This window comes from Streptomyces sp. NPDC088817 (assembly GCF_044750345.1).
In the GTDB taxonomy this organism is placed as follows: Bacteria; Actinomycetota; Actinomycetes; order Streptomycetales; family Streptomycetaceae; genus Streptomyces.
Genome location: NZ_JBIVJN010000003.1, coordinates 75771 through 98278 on the forward strand (window position 1 = coordinate 75771; position 22508 = coordinate 98278).

Here is a 22508-nt window from a genome sequence, read left to right on the forward strand (position 1 = left end):
CGGGCCCGAGCAGGGGCCCGGGCGGACGTGCAGGGCGGGCGGGCCCGAGCAGGGGGCGGCGGGTGGTGGAGCGGGGCCGGGGGCCCGGTTCGCCTCGGCCGGCCCTTCACGAGCCGCCAGCGGGGCGTAGCGGCGCCGTGGACGGCCCTCCTGCCCGGTTCACCGGGCTTCGGTCCGCCCCGTGGACCTGCGGGGCTTCGGCGCGGATGTGGACGGGCGTGCGCGGGCCTGCGGGGCGTTTCCGGCCGGGGCGGCGTGCGTCCGCTCTGGGTCAGGCGCGTGCTCGTACGCCTGTCAGGGCCGTCACCACCGGGTCCAGGGCCTGGTGTATCTCGTCGCCCACCGAGCGGAAGAACGGCAGGGGGGCGCCGTAGGGGTCGTAGACCTCGTCGGCCTCGGCGGTGGGGGCCAGGAGCCACCCGCGTAGCGCGGCGGCGGCGCGGACCAGGGCGCGGGCGCGTTCGACCACGCCGTCCTCCAGCGGCGGCAGCGTGGCCGGGTCTATCGCCTTCACCAGGCGGGTGAACTCCTTGAGGGTGAAGGTGCGCAGACCGGCCGAGTGGCCCATCGAGATGACCTGGGCGCGGTGGTCGAGGGTCGCGGTGAGCACCAGGTCGGCCCGGATCACGTGCTCGTCCAGCAGTTCCCGGCCGGTGAAGCCGGAGGCGTCCGCGCCGAAGTCGGCCAGCACGGTCTCCGCGTTGGCCTCCATCGGCGCGCCCTCGTGACCCCAGGTGCCCGCGCTCTCCACGATCAGCCCGCCGCCCCGCGGATCCCCGAGCCGGTCCGCCACGAAGTGCCGGGTCAGCCGCTCGGTGATGGGCGAGCGGCAGACGTTCCCTGTGCTGACGTGCAGGATGCGGAAGGTGTCGCCTATGCCACGCCCCGCGTCAGGGGCCGTCAATTCGCCACCTCGAGGTCGGGTACCACCTTGCGCAGCTCCTCCGGCGACAGGGCGCCCTCACGCAGCAGCACGGGCACCTTGCGGCTGACGTCGACGATGGAGGACGGGACGTTGCCGGGGGTAGGACCGCCGTCGAGGTAGACGGAGACGGAGTCGCCGAGCATGTCCTGCGCCGCGTCGCACGTCTCCGGCGCCGGGTGCCCGGTCAGGTTCGCCGACGACACGGCCATCGGGCCGACCTCCGTGAGCAGTTCGATGGCGACCGGGTGCAGCGGCATCCGCACGGCGACCGTGCCCCGCGTGTCCCCGAGGTCCCACTGGAGGGACGGCTGGTGCCGGGCGACCAGCGTCAGCGCGCCCGGCCAGAAGGCGTCCACGAGCTCCCAGGCCATCTCGGAGAAGTCCGTGACCAGCCCGTGCAGCGTGTTCGGGGAACCGATGAGCACGGGAGTGGGCATGTTGCGGCCCCGGCCCTTCGCGGCGAGCAGGTCGGCCACGCCCTCGGAGGAGAACGCGTCGGCGCCGATGCCGTAGACCGTGTCGGTGGGCAGCACCACGAGCTCGCCCCGGCGGACGGCGGACGCGGCCTCGCGCAGACCGGTCACGCGGTCGGTGGCGTCGTTGGTGTCGTATCGCCGTGCCATTGTCAGCGGGCCTCCTCGTACACGTACTGCTGCTGGTCGGACGTCCTGATGAGGGTCACGGCAGCGCCTTGCGGGCGGTGGCGAACCGCGGCCGGTTGTTGAGGTCGGGGTGGTCGGCGGCGTCGGCCCAGCCCCGCTCCTCGGTGAAGATCCACGGCACCTGTCCCCCCTGGGTGTCGGCGTGCTCGACGACGACGACTCCGCCGGGCCGCAGCAGCCGGTGCGCGGTGCGCTCGATGCCGCGGATCAGGTCGAGGCCGTCCTCCCCGGAGAACAACGCCAGTTCCGGGTCGTAGTCGCGGGCCTCGGGGGCGACGTACTCCCATTCGGTGAGCGGGATGTACGGCGGGTTGGAGATGACGAGGTCGACCTGGCCGTCGAGGTCGGGGAAGGCCGTCCGGGCGTCGCCCTGGCGCAGGTCGACCCTGGACCCCTCCGTGTTCTTGCGGGTCCACTTCAGCGCGTCGTCGCTCAGCTCCACGGCGTGCACACGCGAGCGCGGCACCTCCTGGGCCAGGGCGAGCGCGATGGCCCCCGAGCCGGTGCACAGGTCGACGATGCACGGCTCGACCACGTCCATGGCCCGTACGGCGTCTATGGCCCAGCCCACCACGGACTCGGTCTCCGGCCGGGGCACGAACACCCCTGGCCCGACCTGGAGTTCCAGATAACGGAAGTAGGCACGCCCGGTGATGTGCTGGAGCGGCTCACGCTGCTCGCGCCGGGCGATGACCTCCCAGTAGCGGGCGTCGAAGTCGGCGTCCTTCACGGTGTGCAGCTGACCCCGCTTGACGCCGTGCACGAACGCGGCGAGTTCCTCCGCGTCGGTGCGCGGCGAGTCCACGCCCGCGTCGGCCAGCCGCTGGGTGGCCTGTGCCACCTCCGCGAGCAGCACGCTGCGGGGACTCGGGGGCCGCCCCCCGGATTCTTGCTGCACGCTGGTCCTCCGTTGGTGCTCGTACGTGCGCACGCCACGCGTGCGTACGTGTCTTACGCGGCCGCGAGCTTGGCGGCCGAGTCCGCGTCGACGCAGGCCTGGATCACCGCGTCCAGTTCGCCGTCCAGGACCTGGTCCAGGTTGTACGCCTTGAATCCGACGCGGTGGTCCGAGATGCGGTTCTCCGGGAAGTTGTACGTGCGGATCTTCTCGGAGCGGTCGACGGTGCGGACCTGGCTGCGGCGGGCGTCGGCGGCCTCCCGCTCCGCCTCCTCCTGCGCCATCGCCAGCAGCCTGGAGCGCAGGATACGCAGCGCCTGCTCCTTGTTCTGCAGCTGGCTCTTCTCGTTCTGGCAGGAGGCGACGACTCCGGTGGGCAGGTGCGTGATGCGCACCGCGGAGTCGGTGGTGTTGACGGACTGGCCGCCGGGCCCGGAGGAGCGGTAGACGTCGATGCGGAGGTCGTTGGGGTTGATCTCCACCTCCACCTCCTCGGCCTCGGGGGTGACCAGCACGCCGGCCGCGGAGGTGTGGATACGGCCCTGGGACTCGGTGGCCGGCACCCGCTGCACGCGGTGCACCCCGCCCTCGTACTTCAGCCGGGCCCACACGCCCTGGCCGGGCTCGGTCTGCCCGCGGGTCTTCACCGCGACCTGGACGTCCTTGTAGCCGCCCAGCTCGGACTCGGTGGCGTCGATGATCTCGGTCTTCCAGCCGACCCGCTCGGCGTACCGCAGGTACATGCGCAGCAGATCGCCGGCGAACAGCGCCGACTCGTCGCCGCCCGCGCCCGCCTTGATCTCCAGGATGACGTCCTTGTCGTCGCTGGGGTCGCGTGGGACGAGCAGGAGGCGCAGTTTCTCGGTCAACTCCTCGCGCCGCTGCTCCAGCTCCTTGACCTCGGCCGCGAAGTCGGGGTCCTCAGCGGCGAGTTCGCGCGCGGTGTCGATGTCGTCGCCGGTCTGCTTCCAGGAGCGGTACGCGGAGACGATCGGGGTGAGCTCGGCGTAGCGCTTGTTGAGCTTGCGCGCGTTGGCCTGGTCGGCGTGGACCGACGGGTCGGCGAGCTGCTTCTCCAGATCGGCGTGCTCGGCGACGAGTTCCTCGACGGCCTCGAACATCTTTCGGCTCCTGTACTGCCTGTACTGCTGGGGTGGGGGAAGGCGGGCGACCAAAAACGCCGGTCCCGGCGCACCCCGCGGTGGGGGCACGGCCATGGACCGGCGAAATGGGGCTCGCTACTTCTTGGAGCCGGCGGCAGCCTTGCCGAAGCGGGCCTCGAAGCGGGCCACACGGCCACCGGTGTCGAGGATCTTCTGCTTGCCCGTGTAGAACGGGTGGCACTCGGAGCAGACCTCGGCCCGGATGCTGCCCGAGTCGATGGTGCTGCGGGTGGTGAACGACGCGCCGCAGGTGCAGCTGACCTGCGTCTCGACGTACGCGGGGTGGATGTCGCGCTTCAAGGTGTCTCCTATGTTCCGGGAGGGCGCCGGGTCGCAGCCGCGGGATGCGGAGCGTGAACCGGAGCCGACGTACCAGTCTGCCAGGACTGGGGCCATCCACCCAAACCGGGGGGTGGGGTCGGGTATTCCCCGAGGGTCTCCGCGCCTCTAGGGGGCGCTCACCACTCCGCTCGCCTTGCCGGTGGCTGTGCCCTTGGTGGCGGTCCTGGGGATGGGGCGGTCGTTCCTCAGGGCGGTCCAGATCTGCTGGGCCTTGGCCTTCTCCACGAGGACGCGGTTGGGGTTGGCCGGGTCGTACTGGACCGGCATCGTGACCATGTTCATGTGGGAGGAGCTGATGCCCTTCAGGCCGTCGGCGAAGGCGATCAGGGAGTTCACCGAACCGAGGTCGGAGTCGGCGGTGACGGCCTTGGTCGCGGTGTCGGCGAGGTCGTAGAGCTTCTTGGGGTTGGTGAGCACGCCGATGTGCTTGACCTGGTCGGCCAGCGCCTTGACGAAGGCCTGCTGGAGCTGGATGCGGCCGAGGTCGGAGCCGTCGCCGACACCGTGCCGGGTGCGGACCAGACCGAGGGCCTGCCGCCCGTCGAGGGTGTGCGTGCCGGCCTTGAGGTCGAGGTGGCTGTTCGGGTCGTCGATGTTCCTCGTCGTGGTGACCTGGACCCCGCCGAGTTCGTCGATGAGTTTCTGGAAGCCGCTGAAGTCGACCTCCAGGTAGTGGTCCATGCGCAGGCCGGTCATCGACTCGACGGTCTTCACCGCGCAGGCGGCGCCACCGGCGGAGTACGACTCGTTGAACATCGCGGCGTGCGCCGCCGGGTGCGTGCCGCCCTTGGCGTCGGTGCACTCGGGGCGGTCGACCAGGGTGTCGCGGGGTATGGAGACCACGGCGGCCCTCTTGTGGCCCTCGTACACGTGCACGATCATCGCCGTGTCGGAGCGGGCGCTGCCGTCGTCGGTGCCGCCGCCGAGCTTCTTGTTGCCGCCGGCGCGGGTGTCGGAGCCGAGGACCAGGATGTTCTCGGAGCCGTTGTCGGCCTTGGTGGGCCGGTCGCCGCCGAGGGCCTGGTTGATGTCGATCGTCCTGAGATTGCCGTTGAGCTTGAAGTAGAGGAAGCCGGCCCCCGCGCCGCCGAGCACGACGATGCCCGCGGCGGTCCAGGCCATGGCCGTCAGGGCCCTGCGCCGCCCGGTGGGAGGCTTGCGACGGCGGCCCTTGCCCCGGCGGCGTGGCCCGGCGGCGCCGGGCTCCCCTGGTATGCCCGGTCCTCGCGTGCTGTCGGCAGGCATGCGCTCCTCGGCTCTCGTGTCCGCGTTCGGTTACCCCCTGCGGTCGGGGTCGGGCCCCGGTCTGTTCTCGGTCATCAGACCCGTACCGCACTATCGTCGCTCGTCCGGTCAGACGGGGGAACTCGGGAAAGGGTTGCACAACACCCTGTGTCCGCCAGATGCGGACATGGGAACCATGCACTCCTGTGTACCCCTTGGTAACCCCGCTCACCTGCGGCGACGCGAGGCCTGACCGTGCCGCGGAGGGCCTGGGCGGGGCGGAGCGCCTGTGGTGAAGGTCTCGTACGGGCCACAACGGCAGAAGGCCGCCCCCTGAAACAGGGGGCGGCCTTCTGTGTGTCTCCTACCGGCTCACCGGCTTGTCCGGCTGACGTCGCGGAACGCTCAGTCGCCGTTGCCGGGGGTCGGCGTCGTCTTCTGGATCTGCATCAGGAACTCGATGTTCGACTTGGTCTGCTTCATCTTGTCGAGGAGCAGCTCGATCGCCTGCTGCTGGTCGAGCGCGTGCAGCACCCGGCGCAGCTTCCAGACGACGGCCAGCTCCTCGTTGCCGAGCAGGATCTCTTCCTTACGGGTACCGGACGCGTCCACGTCCACCGCCGGGAAGATGCGCTTGTCGGCGAGCTTCCGGTCGAGCTTGAGCTCCATGTTGCCGGTGCCCTTGAACTCCTCGAAGATCACCTCGTCCATGCGGGACCCGGTGTCCACCAGGGCGGTGGCGAGGATGGTCAGCGAACCGCCGTCCTCGATGTTGCGGGCCGCACCGAAGAACCGCTTCGGCGGGTACAGGGCGGTCGAGTCGACACCACCGGACAGGATGCGGCCGGAGGCCGGGGCCGCCAGGTTGTACGCACGGCCCAGACGGGTGATCGAGTCCAGCAGCACGACCACGTCGTGACCCAGCTCCACCAGACGCTTGGCGCGCTCGATGGCGAGCTCGGCGACCGTGGTGTGGTCCTCGGCCGGACGGTCGAAGGTCGAGGAGATGACCTCGCCCTTCACCGACCGCTGCATGTCGGTGACCTCTTCCGGACGCTCGTCGACGAGGACGACCATCAGGTGGCACTCGGGGTTGTTGTGCGTGATCGCGTTGGCGACCGCCTGCATGATCATGGTCTTGCCGGTCTTCGGCGGGGCCACGATCAGACCGCGCTGGCCCTTGCCGATGGGCGAGACCATGTCGATGATGCGGGTCGTCAGGACGCCGGGGTCGGTCTCCAGACGGAGCCGGTCCTGCGGGTAAAGCGGCGTCAGCTTGTTGAACTCGGGCCGCCCACGGCCGTGTTCGGGCGCCATGCCGTTGACGGAGTCCAGCCGCACCAGCGCGTTGAACTTCTCGCGGCGCTCGCCGTCCTTCGGCTGACGGACCGCGCCGGTGACGTGGTCGCCCTTGCGCAGGCCGTTCTTGCGGACCTGGGCGAGGGAGACGTACACGTCGTTGGGACCCGGCAGGTAGCCCGACGTCCGGATGAAGGCGTAGTTGTCGAGGATGTCGAGGATGCCCGCGACCGGGATCAGGACATCGTCCTCGGTGATCTGCGGCTCGGAGACGTCGTCGCGGCCACGGCGGCCACGGCGGTCGCGGTAGCGGCCGCGCCGGCCCCGGCGGCCGTCGAAGTCGTCCCCGTCCTCGTCGGGCCGCTGCTGGCGGTCCTGACGGCCGCCGCCCTGCTGCTGGCCCTGCTGGCGCTGCTGCTGGCCGCCCTGGCCCTGCTGGTCGTCGCCCTTGCCGCGGCGGTCACGGTCCCGGCCGCGCTCACGGCGGTCGCGGCGGCGGCCCTCGCCGCCGTCACCGGCCTCGCCCTGCGACTGCTGCTGGCCCTGGTTCTCGGCCTTCGACTCGCTCTTCGCCTCGGCGGCGACGGTCTCGGCGCCACCCGCCGGGGCGCCCGCCTCGGCGGTGGCCCGGCGTCGGCGACGCTCGGCCGGAGCGTCCTCTCCCCCACGCTCGGCTTCACTCGGGCGGGAGGCACCCCCAGCGGGCTGGCCGGGGATCTCGATCTGCTTCTGCGCCACGGCCTTGGCGGGCGCGCCCGACTGCTCCACGTCGTTCGAGAGCTTGGCGGCGGCCTCGGCCGTCTTCTTCGCGGGCGCGGCCTCGTCGGCCGTACGGGTCCGTGAGGTGGCGCGGCGCTTCGGCTTCGTCTCGGCGGCGTCCCCCGCGGCGGGCGCGGCCTTCGCGGCGGGGGCGCCCCCGGCCGCCTGCGCCTCCTTGATGACCTCGATCAGCTGGCTCTTGCGCATGCGCGCGGTGCCCCTGATACCGAGGCCGGATGCGACCTGTTGCAACTCGGCCAGCACCATGCCCTCGAGGCCGGTACCGCGGCGCCGCCGGGAGCCGGCACCGCCGGCAGGCGCGGAGGCGTCCGTGGCGGGCGCGGCAGCGGTCTCCTCGACACGTGCGCCCATCAGATCGGTGGTGTCGCTCACGAAGGGTCCTTCCCTGGAGCGGACGTCGGCCTGTCTGGCTCGGCGACCGGTTGTGCTGTCCGGCTTCGGTCCTTGCAGGTGAACCGTGCCGGGGCGGTGGTCCGCCCAAAACGGCGGAAGAGATATCTGGTGATTGGCGCTTCCTCGGCCATCAGCGGCACCAAGTGTCACTGAGTCACGTGGCGTGGTCGCACCGATTCCGGAGCGTGCCCGGCGGACCGCTCAGTGTGCGCATACGAGGTACTGCCCAGGTACGACGTACACCACACAGTGCGGCTTGGGGGGCTCCCGGAGGAATGTCTGTCCCGGACGGGGACACGAGGCACCTCGCCATGGTGGGGTCGGGTGCAGACTTGAGGTTAACACTACCGGATCCAACAAACATTCCCCCTCTCGAAATCCGGCAACCGCCGGATTTCAGATCTCCGCGCCTGCCGACAGCGGCAGTACGCAGGCTCCTTGCAGGTCGAGACTCAGCCTGTTGGCGGCCCAGTCGGCGCCCGCCAGTTGCTCCACCTTGTCCGCGGTGCCCGCGTCGGCGAGTGCCATGACGGTGGGTCCGGCGCCGGAGATGACCGCGGGGATGCCGTCCGCCCGCAGCCGTTCCACCAGCGCCGCGCTCTCCGGCATGGCGGGGGCGCGGTACTCCTGGTGGAGACGGTCCTCGGTGGCCGGCAGCAGCAGCTCGGGGCGCCGGGTGAGGGCCTCGACGAGCAGGGCCGCGCGGCCCGCGTTAACGGCGGCGTCCACGTGCGGAACGGTGCGCGGGAGCAGGCCGCGCGCGGTTTCGGTGAGCACCGGCTTTCCCGGCACGAAAACCACCGGAACGATGGAATCGGAGGGCTCCATCCTGATGGCCCGGGCGGCTCCGGCCTCCATCCAGGACAGGGTGAACCCGCCCATCAGACAGGCCGCCACGTTGTCCGGGTGGCCCTCGATCTCGGTGGCCAGCTCGAGCAGCGCCGTGTCGTCGAGCCTGGCCTCGGCGCCTATGGTCACGGCGCGGGCCGCGACTATTCCGGCGCAGATGGCGGCGGAGGAGGAGCCGAGTCCGCGGCCGTGCGGAATGCGGTTGGCGCAGACGATCTCCAGGCCGCGCGGCTGTCCGCCGAGTACGTCGAAGGCGGTGCGCAGCGAGCGTACGAGCAGGTGCTTCTCGTCCCGCGGCAGCGTCTCACCGCCCTCGCCGGCGATGTCGATGTGCAGCCCGGAGTCGGCCACCCGGACCACGACGTCGTCGTAGAGCCCCAGCGACAGGCCGAGGGCGTCGAAGCCCGGGCCGAGGTTGGCGCTGGTGGCGGGGACGCGCACCCGGACGGCGGCGGCGCGGAACGCGGGACCGGCCATCGCTCGTTGACTCTCCTTGAGCTGCGTGATGGTCGAATGACACTCGACAGGAACGGGGAAGACCCTCGGGCCGCGAGGACGGCGCGGCGCCGCCACCTGCGTGGGCGTGTGCGGCGGTCGGGTTCCCTACAGCCTATCGAAGGAAAGTTCAGTGGCGACATAGGGCGCACGGGAGGCGCACGATGCGTGTCGCAAGCCCCCTGTGCCACCCTCCACCGAAGTCCCCTGTGGGAGACGCCTCCGCACGCCACGCGGTTGCGTACCTTGCGCGGTGCGCGCGCGTTGCGCCGACCGGGCGAAACGGGGCGGGCGGGGCGTCGGCGGCGGGGGCCGCCGAGCGTGGCCGCGCTCAGGCACTCGGGTATTTCGGGTATTCGGGCACTCAGTGCCGTACGTATCCGGAATCCGGAGGCCGTCGAGGTCAGGCGGACGGCGACGGACGGCTGAACCGGCGACGGACGACCGCCACCGGGCTGCGCGAGGGCGGGCCGTGCGGCGCCGGCCCGTGCGGGGCCGGTCGCCGTCGGTTGTCGCCGTTCGTCGTCCGTCGCCGCGGGTCGTCGTCGCGATCGCCGTCGACGGTACGGGCGGTGCCGTCAGCCCAGGCCCAGGCGTTCGGCCGCCGTGGCCGCGTCGACCGGGACCGTGACCGGCTGAGGGGCGCCGGCGACGGCCCAGTCGGGGTCCTTGAGGCCGTTGCCGGTGACCGTGCACACGATGCGCTGGCCGGGGTCGACCTTGCCCTGCTCGGCGGCCTTCAGCAGTCCGGCCACGGACGCGGCGGACGCCGGCTCGACGAAGACGCCCTCCTGCGCGGCCAACAGCCGGTAGGCGCGCAGGATTTCACGGTCCGTCACCTCGTCGATGGCCCCGCCGGACTCGTCGCGCGCGGCCAGCGCGTACGACCAGGAGGCCGGGTTGCCGATACGGATCGCGGTGGCGATCGTCGACGGGTCCTTGACGACCTCGCCGCGCACGATCGGGGCGCTGCCGGAGGCCTGGAAACCCCACATGCGGGGCGTCCTCGTGGCGACGCCGTCCGCGGCGTACTCGCGGTAGCCCTTCCAGTAGGCGGTGATGTTGCCCGCGTTGCCGACCGGCAGGACATGGATGTCGGGCGCGTCGCCGAGCATGTCGACGATCTCGAAGGAGGCCGTCTTCTGGCCCTCGATACGCACCGGGTTGACCGAATTGACCAGCGCCACGGGGTAGTTGTCGCTGAGGGCGCGGGCCAGCGTGAGGCAGTCGTCGAAGTTGCCGTCGACCTGGAGGATCTTCGCGCCGTGCACGAGCGCCTGGCCCATCTTGCCGAGCGCGATCTTGCCCTGCGGCACCAGCACCGCGGACACCATCCCGGCCCGTACGGCGTAGGCGGCCGCGGAGGCGGACGTGTTGCCGGTGGAGGCGCAGATGACGGCCTTCGCGCCCTCCTCCTTGGCCTTGCTGATCGCCATCGTCATGCCGCGGTCCTTGAAGGACCCGGTCGGGTTCGCGCCCTCGACCTTGAGGTGGACCTCGCAGCCGGTGCGCTCGGAGAGCACCTGCGCGGGCACGAGGGGCGTACCGCCCTCACGGAGCGTCACGACCGGCGTGCTGTCGGACACCGGCAGCCTGTCCCGGTACTCCTCGATGATTCCGCGCCACTGGTGGGTCATTGCTGGTTACTCTCCTTCAACCCGCATGATGCTGGCGACACCCCGCACGGTGTCGAGCTTGCGCAGCGCCTCCACGGTCCCGCCGAGGGCGGCGTCGGAAGCACGGTGGGTGACGACGACGAGGGAGGCCTCACCGTCCTTGCCCTGCTGGCGAACAGTGTCGATGGAAACCCCGTGCTCGGCGAACACGGTGGCGACCTGGGCGAGCACACCCGGTTTGTCGGCGACGTCCAGGCTGATGTGGTAGCGCGTGACGACGTCGCCCATGGGCGACACGGGCAGCGCCGCGTACGCCGAATCACCGGGCCCGGTGGCCCCGTTGAGCCGGTTGCGGCAGACGGCGACGAGGTCGCCGAGCACGGCGGAGGCGGTGGGCGAACCGCCGGCGCCGGGCCCGTAGAACATCAGCTGCCCGGCCGCGTCGGACTCGACGAACACGGCGTTGTAGGCGCCGCGCACGGAGGCCAGAGGGTGGGTGAGCGGAATCATCGCGGGGTGCACGCGCGCGGTGACGGACCCGCCGTCCTCGGCCCGTTCGCAGATGGCGAGCAGCTTGATGGTGCAGCCCATCTCCTTGGCGGAGACGAAGTCCGCGGCGGTGACCTCGGTCATGCCCTCGCGGTGGACGTCGTCGAGCCGTACGCGCGAGTGGAAGGCGATCCCGGCGAGGATGGCGGCCTTGGCGGCGGCGTCGAACCCCTCGACGTCGGCGGTCGGGTCGGCTTCCGCGTACCCGAGCGCGGTGGCCTCGTCGAGGGCCTCCTGGTAGCCGGCGCCCGAGGAGTCCATCTTGTCGAGGATGAAGTTGGTGGTGCCGTTGACGATGCCGAGCACCCGGTTGACCTTGTCCCCGGCGAGGGACTCGCGCAGCGGCCGGATCAGCGGGATGGCACCGGCGACGGCGGCCTCGTAGTAGAGGTCCCGGTCGTTCGACTCCGCGGCGGCGTGCAGGGCGGCCCCGTCCTGGGCGAGCAGGGCCTTGTTCGCGGAGACGACGGAGGCGCCGTGCTCGAAGGCGGTGGTGATGAGCGTCCGGGCGGGTTCGATCCCCCCGATGACCTCGACCACGACGTCGATGTCGCCGCGTTTGACGAGCGCGGTCGCGTCGGTGGTGACGAGCTCGGCGGGGATGCCCTCGCGCACCTTGCCGGGGCGCCGCACGGCGACCCCGGCGAGCTCCACCGGGGCACCGATCCTGGCCGTGAGGTCGTCGGCGTGCGTCGTCATGATGCGCGCCACCTCTGAGCCGACAACCCCACAGCCCAGCAGCGCCACCTTCAGCGGACGCGTACGCATCATCCGACCTCGTTTCCTCATACCGTCTACGGTTGAACCAGTCTCACTCACCGGAACGAAGTTTCTGCTATTTGTCCGGATCCTGAGACGTTTATTTCATTTTCGTCGGCCCGGAAGACAGGAGATCTTCCGGCCGCCCCGCGCCGCCCCTGTCACCGTCCTCTTCCCTGGTTCCTGAGTCCCGCCGGGCGTCATCCGACGTCGAGCCGCAGGAGATCCTCCTCCGTCTCCCGGCGGACGATCACCCGGGCCTCCTCGTCCGCGACGGCGACGACCGGTGGACGCAGCGCGTGGTTGTAGTTGCTGGCCATCGAACGGCAGTACGCGCCCGTGGCGGGCACGGCGATGAGGTCACCGGGTGCCAGGTCGGCCGGCAGGAAGGCGTCCTTGACCACGATGTCCCCGCTCTCGCAGTGCTTGCCCACGACCCGTACGAGCATCGGCTCGGCCTCGGAGACACGGGAGACGAGCGCGACGCTGTACTCGGCGTCGTAGAGCGCGGTGCGGATGTTGTCCGACATCCCCCCGTCGACGGACACGTACGTCCGCAGCCCCTCCAGCGGCTTGATGGTGCCGACCTCGTAGAGCGTGAAGGCGGTCGGCCCGACGATGGCGCGCCCCGGCTCGACGGAGATGCGGGGCGTACGGAGCCGGGCGGCATCGCACTCACGGGTGACGATCTCGGTGAGCGCCTTGGCGATCTCGTGCGGCTCGCGCGGGTCGTCGCTGCTGGTGTACGCGATCCCGAGCCCGCCGCCGAGGTCGATCTCCGGCAGTTCGACCCCGTGCTCGTCCCGGATGTCCCTGAGCAGCCGCACCACGCGGTGCGCGGCCACCTCGAACCCGGACATGTCGAAGATCTGCGACCCGATGTGGGAGTGGATCCCGATGAGTTCGAGCCCGTCGAGCTGGAGGGCCCGCCGTACGGCCTCGGCGGCCTGTCCCCCGGCCAGCGGGATGCCGAACTTCTGGTCCTCGTGCGCGGTGGCGATGAACTCGTGCGTGTGCGCCTCGACGCCGACCGTGATCCGGATCTGCACCCGCTGCCGCTTCCCGAGGGAGTGCGCGATGTGGGCGACCCGCACGATCTCCTGGAAGGAGTCGAGCACGATCCGCCCGACCCCGGCCTCGACGGCCCGCTCGATCTCGTTCGGCGACTTGTTGTTGCCGTGGAAGGCGATCCGCTCGGCGGGCATTCCGGCGGAGAGCGCGGTGGCGAGTTCGGTGCCGGAGCAGACGTCGAGGTTGAGCCCCTCCTCGTCGAGCCACTTCACGACGGCGCGGGACAGGAACGCCTTCCCGGCGTAGAAGACGTCGGCGTCGTGCCCGAAGGCGTTGCGCCAGGCCCGCGCCCGGGCCCGGAAGTCGGCCTCGTCGAGGACGTAGGCGGGGGTGCCGAAGCGTTCGGCGAGGTCGGTGACGGCGATGCCGCCGACGGTCACGACACCGTCCTCGCGCCGGCCGACGGTCTGCGCCCAGACCTTGGGGTCGAGGGCGTTGAGGTCGGCGGGCGGGGCGGAGTAGTGCCCCTCGGGCAGGACATCGGCGTGACGGGGCCCGGCGGGGTGTGCGGAACGGCTCATGTCAGTGCGGCTCTCTGTGGGCTCTCTCAGAGGTGTTCGGGTGCGTCGACGCCGAGCAGGGACAGGCCACCGGCCAGCACCGTCCCGGCGGCTTCGGCGAGGGCGAGCCGGGCACGGTGGGCGGCCGAGGGTTTCTCCTCCCCGCGCGGCAGCACGGTCGCGAGGAAGGGCAGCACGGCATCGGCAACGCTGACGAGGTGCCGGGCGAGAACATCGGGAGCGTGGTGGTCCGCGGCGCGGGCGAGCACGCGAGGATGGTCGGCGAGCAGGGTGAGCAAGTCGGGCGGGGCCACGTCGACGGGCCCCGCCTCGGCCCCGAAGCCCAGGTCGGCGGCGTTCCGGCCGAGGGCCCGGACACGGGCGTGGGCGTACCGGACGCGGAAGAGCGGGTTGCTCTCACGCTGAACGAGATGCTCGCCGCCGAGACGGGGCCGGTCGTGACCGGCCGGGTGAAGAAGGGCCCAGCGGGCGGCGTCACGGCCGAGGTGAAGGGGGTCGGCGGGGGCGGGGACGGGCCGAATGTGGACGGCGTTGTCGCCGATGGGATCGGCGGTATGGGGGTGGACGCCGAGGATCTGCTCCCAGCGGACGGGGATGGGGTCGACGGGGGTGGGGTCGACGGGGGTGGGACCCTCACAACTGACGCTTGCCTGGCTCCCCTGGGACCGGAGAAGCCGGGCCACGACATCCGCGACGACTAGGGCACGGACCTCACGTGGACAACGCAGCTCGACGACGGCCCCGGCAGCCCGCGGGGCGTACCCGTACCACTGACCGGCGCGCCGAACGTCCTCCACCAGCCGTACGAGGGCGGCCTCCGCGTCGGCGTCGCGGAGGCTGATGTTGAGGAACCCGGGTCCGGTGACGGTGACGTCGCCGATGCCGTCGAGGTCGAGCAGATACCCCCGGAGCACCTGGGCGACCAGTGGGGCGGGCTGACCGGCGGGCCGGGCGAGCTGGAGGGCGACGTTGGTGGCGTAGTCACCGCAGCCGCCGGGCCGGGGCGGCGTGACGACGACCCGCTCGGGCACGCTGACGTCGAGCTCCCCCACGTCGACAGCGCGACGGACCGCGCTGAGCACGGTACGGGAGAGCTCCACGGGGGTCACGGGACAAGCGTAGGGGAGGAGGGGGGTGGGTATGCGAACTGGTTTGGGCGCGGTATCGCCATGTGGACGGACACACCCGGAACTCGGGGTGGCACCGTCACGCCGTTGAAGGAATCACCCGCTACTACGCCCGGCGGGCTCGGCCTCCCCGGCCCCACGAGCCCCACCGTCGATCAACCGCCGCACGAGCCGCACGAGCTCCGCCGGCTCGAAGGGCTTGGCGAGGAAGGCGTCGACGCCGACGTCGAGCCCGGCCTCGATCTCGTACTGCGAACAGGCGCTGACGATGGCAAGGGGAAGATCGCGGGTGAGCGGATCGGCCCGCAGCCGGGCGGCGGTCCGCAGCCCGTCCAGTCGCGGCATGACGACATCGAGCGTGACGACATCAGGCTGCACCCGATGCACGACATCCAGACACTCGACACCGTCGGCGGCGGTCACGACCTCGAGCCCCTCAAGCTCAAGATTGACCCTGATCAGCTGCCGGATGACCTTGTTGTCGTCCACAACAAGCACCCGTCCCGAAGCGGCTGGCACCACTCGAGAGTAGGTCGGCACCGGCCACCGCGTCCGGCTTTTCCCCACTTCCACCCCGTCCGTGGGACCCACCCCCCGGGACCCACCGGAAAACGTTCATGACCACCGCCCCGGAACTGGTAGTGTTCTACCCGTCGCCGCGCAAACAACGCGCCCGACCCGCCCCCGTAGCTCAGGGGATAGAGCAACGGCCTCCGGAGCCGTGTGCGCAGGTTCGAATCCTGCCGGGGGCACTTCGCATGAAGTGCCTGAAGACCCCGCCACCAGCGAGTTCGCTGAGCGCGGGGTCTTGTTGCATGTGCAGGCAGATGCCGCCGGAAGCAGCCGTTTGCCAGTGATCACGTTGTAATAGCGTGTTGATCTTGGAGGGCTGAGAGGCAGGTCAGAGGCCGTTTCGCAGGCCCTTGAGAGTAGCCCTGTGGACCATCCGTGGACAGGCCGAAGCCCCAGACCTCTCACAGTCCGGGGCTTCCGTCGGTCGGTCATGTTCGGCTGTCAGTCCGTAGGGTCGTCCCCCTCCCCCAGCCCTTGCATGATCCGGTCGTTCATCTCCTTTTCCTGGCCGTCGACGCACTTGGCGTAGATCTTCAGCAGAACGTCCACCGAGTGGCCCGCACGAGCGGCGACCTCCGGCGCCGGCACTCCGGAGTTGAGCCACTGGGAGACACCCGCGTGCCGAAGGTCGTACGGGCGGAAGGCCAGGACCGAGGAGGCTTGGTCCGGCACGAGCGCCAGTTCCCGAGCCTGCTTCCACGCCCGGGAGTACGACGAGGCCGCGATCACGTTGCCCCGCTCGCTGGAGAACAGCCGGCCGTCTTCCGCCGTGCCGAATTCCTTCAGGTGCTCGCGGAGCAGCCGCACCAGCGGAGGCGGAATCGGCACGATCCGTACCTCACGCTGGGCTCGCTGCTTCAGGCCGCGCCGGTCGTGTGCTTCCCCGGAGTCCGTCCACGCCTTCCCGGCCGTGGGACGGGTCTCCGCCAGCTCGATACGGCCCCAGCCCGACGCCGGAAGAGCGCAGTCGGAGCGGCGAAGGCCGAGAGCCTCTCCCGGCCGCATGGCCGCGTAGTACAGGCACCCGAAGAATGCCCGCAGCCGCCGACCGCTCGCCCGGTCGTAGCCACCCACGTATGTGAGGGCGGTCAGCAGCTCCCGGGCCTGTCGAGGGTTGACCACCACCCGGCGGTCAACCTCCTGCAGCGCCCGCTTGCCCCGCTTGCGCCGGACCCGGCTCAGCGGGTTGGACGGGAGATATTCCAGCTCCACCGCGTACTCAAGCGCGTTGAAGGCGACGGCGCGCCGCCGCCGGTACGTCTGCGTCGCCGCGGGCTTGCCATCCAGCCGCCGACTCAGCGCGTCGATCAGGTCATGCGCCCGGGTGATCTCTTGCAGCTCCGCCACCGGAAGCGATGCCTTCTCGATCCACTTCACCGCCGCGGCGATCTCCTCCGGCCGCTCCCGCTCCCTACGGGGTACGGGCAGGACGTACGAACGCAGTGCCCGTCGCAGCACCTCGGGAGCAGGCCGCCCCCGCCCCGGCTTCACCAAGACAGGAACGACCGTCGCCAGCGCATCGGTCATGCTGTCCCGTTGCTTGGCCGACGCCTCCGCCCACCGGGCATCCACGTACTTCACCGCCAGGTCGAGGAAGGACAGCGCCGCCTTGCCACCGCGCAGCGAGTCGGGCAGACCGGTGACGGTGTCGAACGGCTCGCCCTTGTCGAGCGCCCGCACCAGCTTGGCCCGGAAGCGGTCGGCCAGCGTCTTAGTCTTGTACGACTCGCTGAACGGCTGTCCGTCGACCACCCAGCGCACGAGGTAGGTCGGCTTCTTGGTGGTCTTGTTGACCGACAGCTTCCAGACGGAAGCCTTGTACGACTTCACGACGCCGCCCCCTCCGCACGCTCCTCCAACCACTCGTTGAGCACGTCCCGACGGACCCTCAGCTCCCCATTCGGCAACCGGATGCAGGCCGGAGCGAGGCGCAGTTCCCGCCAGCGGTAGAAGGTGCGCCGGGAGACGCCGCCCAGTTCGTCGAGCACCTGCCGGACCGTGAGCAGTTCGGCCGGCTTCGTGCGGCTGTCACGCGCCATGGAGACCGCCGCCCTCCCGCACCGAGGCAGCCAGGAGAGCCGCTTCCGGCGAGTAGCCGCGCCCCGCGTAACGCCACTCGCCGACCGTGACCGTGGGGTGGTCGGCCAGGCCGAGGGAGGCCCGCTGCTGCTCCGCGCGATGGTCGGCACGGGCCTGCCGGAGCGCGGTCAGCGTGGTCGAGTACCGGCGTGACTTGGTGGAGAAGTGGCCGCCGTACCCGAGCATGTGGGCCCAGCGACGCAGGCCGAGCGGCTCGAACTCCGGCAGTCCGCCGAGCCACCAGCACGTGCCGATCATGCGCAGCACATGCGCGCGTACCGGAAGCATGACCATGTCCCGTGAGTGATGAATGCGGCCGTCCACCGCGCCGGCGGATTCCGCACCCTTGGTGGCGTACTTGGCGATGTAGCCCGCCACGGCCCCCGCAGAGGCAGGCCGCTCCCCCGCGTCCCGTCCGTACGAGGTGACCGGCCGAACGTCGACCTGCGTACCGAAGCGCAACATCCGCGGACCGACCACATCCGCGCCCGGAGCGGTCAGCCGCACCCGACCGACCACGGCCCAGACGGCGTCCACCAGGAGCGGCACAGTCGCCCAGCCGGGCGGAGCCGAGCCAGGACCGTCCGGACCGTCGAGTCGGATCACGGCATGGAAGTGGACCAGGCCCCGCCGCTGGTACTCGGCGACCTTCGCGTACGAGAGCCGGGCAACCTCCCCGAACTCCGTCCGCGACAGCCCTGCCCGCCGGGCGACCTCCCGCCGTAGCTCCAGTCCGAACCGGTGCCAGAGCCGACCGGCGAACGCGTGCCACAGGACGGCCCCCGCGTAGTCGTAGCAGCGCGGGCAGAGCGGTTCACCGAGACGGAGATCATTCGCCGGGTGCCGCTCCCGGCATCCAGCCGTAGTCCCGTGCGGACAGCACTCCCCCACCCGACGAGGCCGACAGGCCCGCACGCGCCCGTCACGTTCACGGCGCGTGTGGACCGGGCCGAAGCCGGGAGCGGTGAGCGTGGCGAACACCCGCGGGTGACCGCTCACCGCCTCCGGCACCTTCTTACCGCCGACGAGTCCGGCCCGGACGAGTTGGTACGTGTCCGCCCGGTACACAGCCGAGCAGGCCGGACAAACCGCCGCGCGCCGATTGCCGCATGCGGTGAGCAGGCGACCGCCGTAGACGTCCGAGCCGTAGGAGAGCAGGGCCGCGCCCGTTGTCGTGTCGTAGACGGTTGCCATACCGACCAGGTGAATCGGGTTGGTGCAGCCGCCGAGGCGGACGATGCTCCGGCGCCAGGCTGCGAAGTCCGGCTCTGCCGCCCTGGCGACCAGGGCAGCAGCAGCGTTCTCGGGAAGGGTTGTGGTCATCGGCGACCACCCCCGCCGCCGAACGCCTGCCCCATCACGGCCGAGATTCCCTCCGGCCGTGTCTTGGCGCTGAAGCGGAGCGTCGGATCCGTGAGCCAGAGGGCGGCAGCGTGCGCAGGGCACAGGCGCCGCTCGGTTCCGTCAAGGTGGACGAGGATGACCTGTTCGCGTCCGGCGCAGGTCGAGACGTCCGGGTCGTGCTGCCTGAGTTCGCAGTCGGGCAGGGGGGATTTGCGCGAATGATGCGCGGTGGACAAAGTGTGAGTGCTCCTTTCACTGCTCACGTGGCGGATGGAGTGGGTTCCTGACGGGGTCGGGTTTGGCGACTTCGCGCCCCGTCGGGAGCCCGTCGTACGGGCGATCACTGCCGCTCCTCGGGCGGAATCGCGACGACGACGTACGAGATCGGTCCGAAGTCGCGTCGCGCGTTGAAGTAGCCCCGGCCGATGTCCTCCACCGGCACGCCGAGCGGAGCGGCGACGAACTCCACCGCGTCCCGGCGTGCAACGGAGTCGGAGGCGTCGACCACGACCGTGACGGACGCGTAGCGCGGTACGACGACGGTCGGGTTGGCGGTCAGGAAGTCGATCAGCTCCCGTAGGCCGGCCAGGAACGCGGCACGGTCACCGGAGCGAATGACGTAGTCGGGCACAGAGAATCCCCTTCGCGGGTCGATGGAGAGGTTCAGAAGCGGAAGAGGCCGAGGAAGCCGCTCACGCCGTCGAGGAGCCCCTGAACGAACGGGGCAGCCATGGTCCGGGACAGCAGGAATCCGAAGGCTCCGCAGATCAGCGCGTCGGCCCACCTCAGGTAGCGAATGCGCAGGAGGAACCAGATCAGCAGTCCGAGCAGCAGAACGGCGGACGTGGACACCAGCACGGCAGGCCCCTTTCACGGCGCTTCGACGTGCAGTTCGGACAGAACCGGAGTCAGGTGCGCGTACTCGGCGGCGACGGCTTCCGCCTCTGCTTCCGTGATCAGGTGCGACCGGGCGCGTTCCCAGCCGTCGCCGGAGGCGAGGACGGCCGTACCGGCCTGTTCCGGAGTGATGGCCTGCGCCGCCTTCAGCGCGTCCGGGTTGAGATCCCCGAGCGCCATCTCGGCCGTGCCGGGGTCGGCCACGCGGTGGCAGACTCGGCCGCCCAGTTGGGCCCGCAGTGCGGTGACGCCGGGTCCCAGGTCGGAGCCGACGCGTTGGCCGGCGACGACGAGGAAGACCCCGAGAGCCGCGCCCAGTTGGGCCAGTCGGATCAGCGCCGTACCGGCCGCCCGCGCTTCGTCCTTCTCGTTGCGGCTTGCCACGACGAACAGTTCGGCGATCTCGTCGACGATCACCACGACAGGTACCGGGCGCTCCTTGTCCGGCAGGCCCCAGATGTTGCGGACGCGGGCAGCCCGGCAGACGGTCATGCGGTCGAGGGTCAGGTCTACGAGCGCGGCCAGCAGCCGGACTGCCTGTTCACGGTTGGTCGCGAGCGCGGACAACCGCGGTTCGTAGAGCGACAGTTCCATGCCGCCCTTGCAGTCGATGCCGATCAGTGCAACGGGTTGCGGAGCCAGGCCCGCCACGAGTGCGTTGATCAGCGTCGACTTACCGGAACGAGTGGCCCCGACGATCAGCCAGTGCGGCACGCGCCGCAGGTCGACGACCCACGCGGCCCCGGTCTCCAGCGCGCCCACGGTCACCCGGAGCAGGTGGCCAGGCCCCCGCTGCTTCGGCACGCGAGGAGCGGCCAGCGGGTCGGCCGCCGAAGCGATGATCCGTACGGCTCCTGGCTTCCAGGAGGTCACCCGTACCGCGTGCACCTGCCAGTCCTCCGCCATGGCGGGTGCAGCCTTGACGAAGTCCTCCGGCACTTGGCCTGGCAGCAGCCGAACCAGCAGCAGGAAGCCGCCGGAAGTAGGGCGTATGAGGCCAGGGCGCGGCACACGCGGTAGCGGCGGAGGCGCCCCGTTGCCGACGAGCCCGGACACGACCGTCAGCGCCGGCCGACGACTCACGGCGAGTCCGCACCCCGCCATCAAGGCCCGCCAGGTGCGCACCACCCGGAAGGCTGCGGCGGGAAAGCCGAGTAACAGCCACCAGGCGACGGGGTAGCGGCGGCGCAGGGCCGGGCCTGCGAGAAGCAGACCCGACACCAGCACTGCGGCGACCACCAGAGCCCAACTCGAACCGGTCGCCTCGGCCGAAGGGGTGGAGGCCAGGTTCATCACTGCCCGGCCCCCTTGCCCGCCGAAGCGGGAGCGCTCAGGGGCCGGATCTCCGCCGCGCGGAACGCGATCCCGTGCCGCCCCTCGTTCTCCCACGGCGTGGCGACCAGGTCCCGCACGGCCACCGGCATACCGAGCTGCACACCGGCCGGTTCACCCGCCACGCTCACGGTGACGACGTCCGCCGACGCTCCGGCCATCAGGCACAGGCCGACCTGGTACATGGTCTTGCCGGTCTCGCGGTCGACGCGAAGCTGACCGGTCTCACGGTTGGCGACCCGCGGAGCCGGGGGCACGGCGCAGATGATCCCCGTGAACTTCGCGGTGTCGATCGGAAGGCTTGCCACTGTTCGGATCTCCTCATCTCTGGCACCCGAAGGCCCATCCTCCGGGTTGCTAGACCACCCGTAGTACGGGTGACGCCAGACCAGAGTGGCGACCCGTAGTACGGGTTGTCAACCGACCAAGCGATGAGGGAAGCTGTCCACGATCGTGGGCACGCTGTCTACGACGACGAACAGCCGCGAAAGCCACGGCAACGGAGGGCCCGCATGCCGCCGAAGAAGACGCAGCCGAAGTACCGGCAGATCGCCGACTACCTGCGCGAAGGCATCCTGAACGGCACCTTCCCGGCCGGCCAACCGCTCCCCTCGGAGGAAGCGTTGGCGAAGCAGTTCGGTGTGACGCGCCCCACAGTTCGTCAGGGCCTCACGGAGCTAAGGGCGTCGGGACTCGTCGAGGCCATCATGGGCCGAGGCACCTTCGCCCGCTCCCCCCACAGCCGCCCCAGCCTTACGCGCCCGCGCGGCGTGCGCCGAGCGTCCGACGGCCGGTACGTCGAGGCTGACGGCATCCGCTGGACAGACGCCGAGCCCCCCGTAGCCACCCGCACCGACGCCCCGCTAGCCCTGGCAGACCTGCTCCGCATCCCGCCGGGCGAGCCGATGTTCACGTACGACGCCCTACAGACCGCGGACCAAGGCCGCCTCCGTCAACTCCACCGCACCTACATCCCGTTCTCGGTCCTCATCGACACCAAGTACGAGGAAGAAGCCCCACCACCGGCCCCCGACCTCTACACCGCACTTGCCAACCTGGGCCACGATCTCCACTTCACGGAGTACGTCCGCACCCGCATGCCCCTCCCGGACCAGGCCCAGGCCCTACGCCTCGCGGACGGGGTCCCACTACTTCACGTCATCCGCGTGACTCTCACTGAGGCAGACAAGCCCCTAGCCCTGGAGGAGTTCCACCTTCCGGGCGACGAGCTGGAACTGTCGTTCCGGCTGTAGCACGGCCAAGTTGGCTCAGACTTTCTCTACGTCATCAAGCACCCGTCGTCGCTTCGCTCCTCCGGGCGGGCGCGGGCGGCCGGCGGCGCCCGCGCTCATGTCTCCGCCCCGCTCGGCACCGCCGGCCGCCCACGCCCGCCCAAGAGGCAGGCACACAGTGCATGAGGTCAGAACACGTCGTGGCTGGGGCGGTCGGCTCCGCGACTTTAGCCAGCCACTTTGGCGCGAGCCTCGAAGATCATGGCCCCAACGTCGTGCTTTACCGGGCAGGTCCACAGACTGCCCGACGCGCCGGAAGCTTACGGGGCCATGATCACTCGCGCCAAAGCAGCTCCCGGCCAAAGTCGCTACGCCGAC

The 22508-nt window shown here is 70.7% G+C and carries 21 protein-coding genes and 1 tRNA gene; 2 read left to right on the top strand and 20 right to left on the bottom strand.

Annotated elements, in window-relative coordinates; genetic code table 11:
- Positions 1 to 271: 271 nt before the first annotated feature.
- The 13 genes from ACIP4X_RS06525 to ACIP4X_RS06585 form a co-directional block, all read right to left on the bottom strand.
- Positions 272 to 904 (bottom strand): protein-tyrosine-phosphatase, encoded by a 633-nt coding sequence (locus ACIP4X_RS06525; RefSeq protein ID WP_358729296.1) that lies wholly within the window; start codon positions 902 to 904, stop codon positions 272 to 274.
- Positions 901 to 1548 carry an L-threonylcarbamoyladenylate synthase gene (locus ACIP4X_RS06530; RefSeq protein ID WP_358729295.1) on the bottom strand — a complete coding sequence of 216 codons (648 nt, stop codon included), beginning with the start codon at positions 1546 to 1548 and terminating at the stop codon, positions 901 to 903. Before ACIP4X_RS06530 ends, ACIP4X_RS06525 begins: the two co-directional genes overlap by 4 nt.
- Positions 1549 to 1603: 55 nt before the next feature.
- Positions 1604 to 2443: a peptide chain release factor N(5)-glutamine methyltransferase gene (gene prmC, locus ACIP4X_RS06535; RefSeq protein ID WP_326806317.1), complete on the bottom strand. Its 840-nt coding sequence runs from the start codon at positions 2441 to 2443 to the stop codon at positions 1604 to 1606.
- A gap of 95 nt (positions 2444 to 2538) precedes the next feature.
- Complete coding sequence (gene prfA / locus ACIP4X_RS06540) at positions 2539 to 3606, bottom strand: peptide chain release factor 1 (protein WP_391457010.1); 1068 nt, start codon at positions 3604 to 3606, stop codon at positions 2539 to 2541.
- 117 nt (positions 3607 to 3723) lie between these two features.
- Entirely contained in the window at positions 3724 to 3948 is a 225-nt protein-coding gene (rpmE, locus tag ACIP4X_RS06545) for a 50S ribosomal protein L31 (RefSeq protein ID WP_358729293.1), read from the bottom strand.
- A gap of 147 nt (positions 3949 to 4095) precedes the next feature.
- A complete protein-coding gene (locus ACIP4X_RS06550; RefSeq protein WP_358729292.1) occupies positions 4096 to 5235 on the bottom strand; it encodes an LCP family protein in 1140 nt (379 codons plus the stop codon).
- A gap of 384 nt (positions 5236 to 5619) precedes the next feature.
- Positions 5620 to 7665 carry a transcription termination factor Rho gene (gene rho / locus ACIP4X_RS06555; protein WP_358729291.1) on the bottom strand — a complete coding sequence of 682 codons (2046 nt, stop codon included), beginning with the start codon at positions 7663 to 7665 and terminating at the stop codon, positions 5620 to 5622.
- Positions 7666 to 8082: 417 nt separating this feature from the next.
- Positions 8083 to 9012 (bottom strand): homoserine kinase, encoded by a 930-nt coding sequence (gene thrB / locus ACIP4X_RS06560; RefSeq protein WP_358729290.1) that lies wholly within the window; start codon positions 9010 to 9012, stop codon positions 8083 to 8085.
- 596 nt (positions 9013 to 9608) lie between these two features.
- Positions 9609 to 10667, bottom strand: coding sequence for a threonine synthase (gene thrC / locus ACIP4X_RS06565; RefSeq protein WP_391457006.1), 1059 nt, complete (start codon positions 10665 to 10667; stop codon positions 9609 to 9611).
- Positions 10668 to 10673: 6 nt separating this feature from the next.
- Positions 10674 to 11966, bottom strand: a complete 1293-nt coding sequence (locus ACIP4X_RS06570) for a homoserine dehydrogenase (RefSeq protein ID WP_100568056.1) — start codon at positions 11964 to 11966, stop codon at positions 10674 to 10676.
- Positions 11967 to 12154: 188 nt separating this feature from the next.
- On the bottom strand, positions 12155 to 13546 hold the full coding sequence (gene lysA / locus ACIP4X_RS06575) for a diaminopimelate decarboxylase (protein ID WP_401346976.1): 1392 nt from the start codon (positions 13544 to 13546) through the stop codon (positions 12155 to 12157).
- 26 nt (positions 13547 to 13572) lie between these two features.
- Complete coding sequence (gene nrtL, locus ACIP4X_RS06580) at positions 13573 to 14655, bottom strand: ArgS-related anticodon-binding protein NrtL (protein ID WP_401346977.1); 1083 nt, start codon at positions 14653 to 14655, stop codon at positions 13573 to 13575.
- 114 nt (positions 14656 to 14769) lie between these two features.
- The gene (locus ACIP4X_RS06585) at positions 14770 to 15240 is read right to left on the bottom strand and encodes a response regulator (protein ID WP_358729359.1); all 471 of its coding nucleotides are present in this window, start codon (positions 15238 to 15240) and stop codon (positions 14770 to 14772) included.
- 113 nt (positions 15241 to 15353) lie between these two features.
- Between ACIP4X_RS06585 and ACIP4X_RS06590 the strand changes: the two genes are divergently transcribed.
- Positions 15354 to 15425, top strand: a tRNA-Arg gene (locus ACIP4X_RS06590).
- A gap of 262 nt (positions 15426 to 15687) precedes the next feature.
- Here ACIP4X_RS06590 and ACIP4X_RS06595 read toward each other — a convergent pair.
- From ACIP4X_RS06595 to ACIP4X_RS06625, 7 genes are all read right to left on the bottom strand, one after another.
- Complete coding sequence (locus ACIP4X_RS06595; RefSeq protein ID WP_401346980.1) at positions 15688 to 17076, bottom strand: tyrosine-type recombinase/integrase; 1389 nt, start codon at positions 17074 to 17076, stop codon at positions 15688 to 15690.
- Positions 17073 to 17285 carry a helix-turn-helix transcriptional regulator gene (locus tag ACIP4X_RS06600; RefSeq protein WP_388483046.1) on the bottom strand — a complete coding sequence of 71 codons (213 nt, stop codon included), beginning with the start codon at positions 17283 to 17285 and terminating at the stop codon, positions 17073 to 17075. The genes ACIP4X_RS06595 and ACIP4X_RS06600 overlap by 4 nt, the downstream gene beginning before the upstream one ends.
- A complete protein-coding gene (locus ACIP4X_RS06605; RefSeq protein ID WP_401346982.1) occupies positions 17275 to 18648 on the bottom strand; it encodes a replication initiator in 1374 nt (457 codons plus the stop codon). Before ACIP4X_RS06605 ends, ACIP4X_RS06600 begins: the two co-directional genes overlap by 11 nt.
- A 361-nt stretch (positions 18649 to 19009) precedes the next feature.
- On the bottom strand, positions 19010 to 19300 hold the full coding sequence (locus ACIP4X_RS06610; RefSeq protein WP_401346984.1) for a hypothetical protein: 291 nt from the start codon (positions 19298 to 19300) through the stop codon (positions 19010 to 19012).
- A gap of 32 nt (positions 19301 to 19332) precedes the next feature.
- Positions 19333 to 19527, bottom strand: a complete 195-nt coding sequence (locus tag ACIP4X_RS06615; protein ID WP_161107426.1) for a hypothetical protein — start codon at positions 19525 to 19527, stop codon at positions 19333 to 19335.
- A gap of 12 nt (positions 19528 to 19539) precedes the next feature.
- Positions 19540 to 20859 carry an FtsK/SpoIIIE domain-containing protein gene (locus ACIP4X_RS06620; protein ID WP_401346988.1) on the bottom strand — a complete coding sequence of 440 codons (1320 nt, stop codon included), beginning with the start codon at positions 20857 to 20859 and terminating at the stop codon, positions 19540 to 19542.
- Positions 20859 to 21206, bottom strand: coding sequence for a hypothetical protein (locus ACIP4X_RS06625; protein WP_073948797.1), 348 nt, complete (start codon positions 21204 to 21206; stop codon positions 20859 to 20861). The genes ACIP4X_RS06620 and ACIP4X_RS06625 overlap by 1 nt, the downstream gene beginning before the upstream one ends.
- Before the next feature lie 204 nt (positions 21207 to 21410).
- Between ACIP4X_RS06625 and ACIP4X_RS06630 the strand changes: the two genes are divergently transcribed.
- Positions 21411 to 22151 (top strand): GntR family transcriptional regulator, encoded by a 741-nt coding sequence (locus ACIP4X_RS06630; RefSeq protein ID WP_401346992.1) that lies wholly within the window; start codon positions 21411 to 21413, stop codon positions 22149 to 22151.
- Positions 22152 to 22508: the final 357 nt, after the last annotated feature.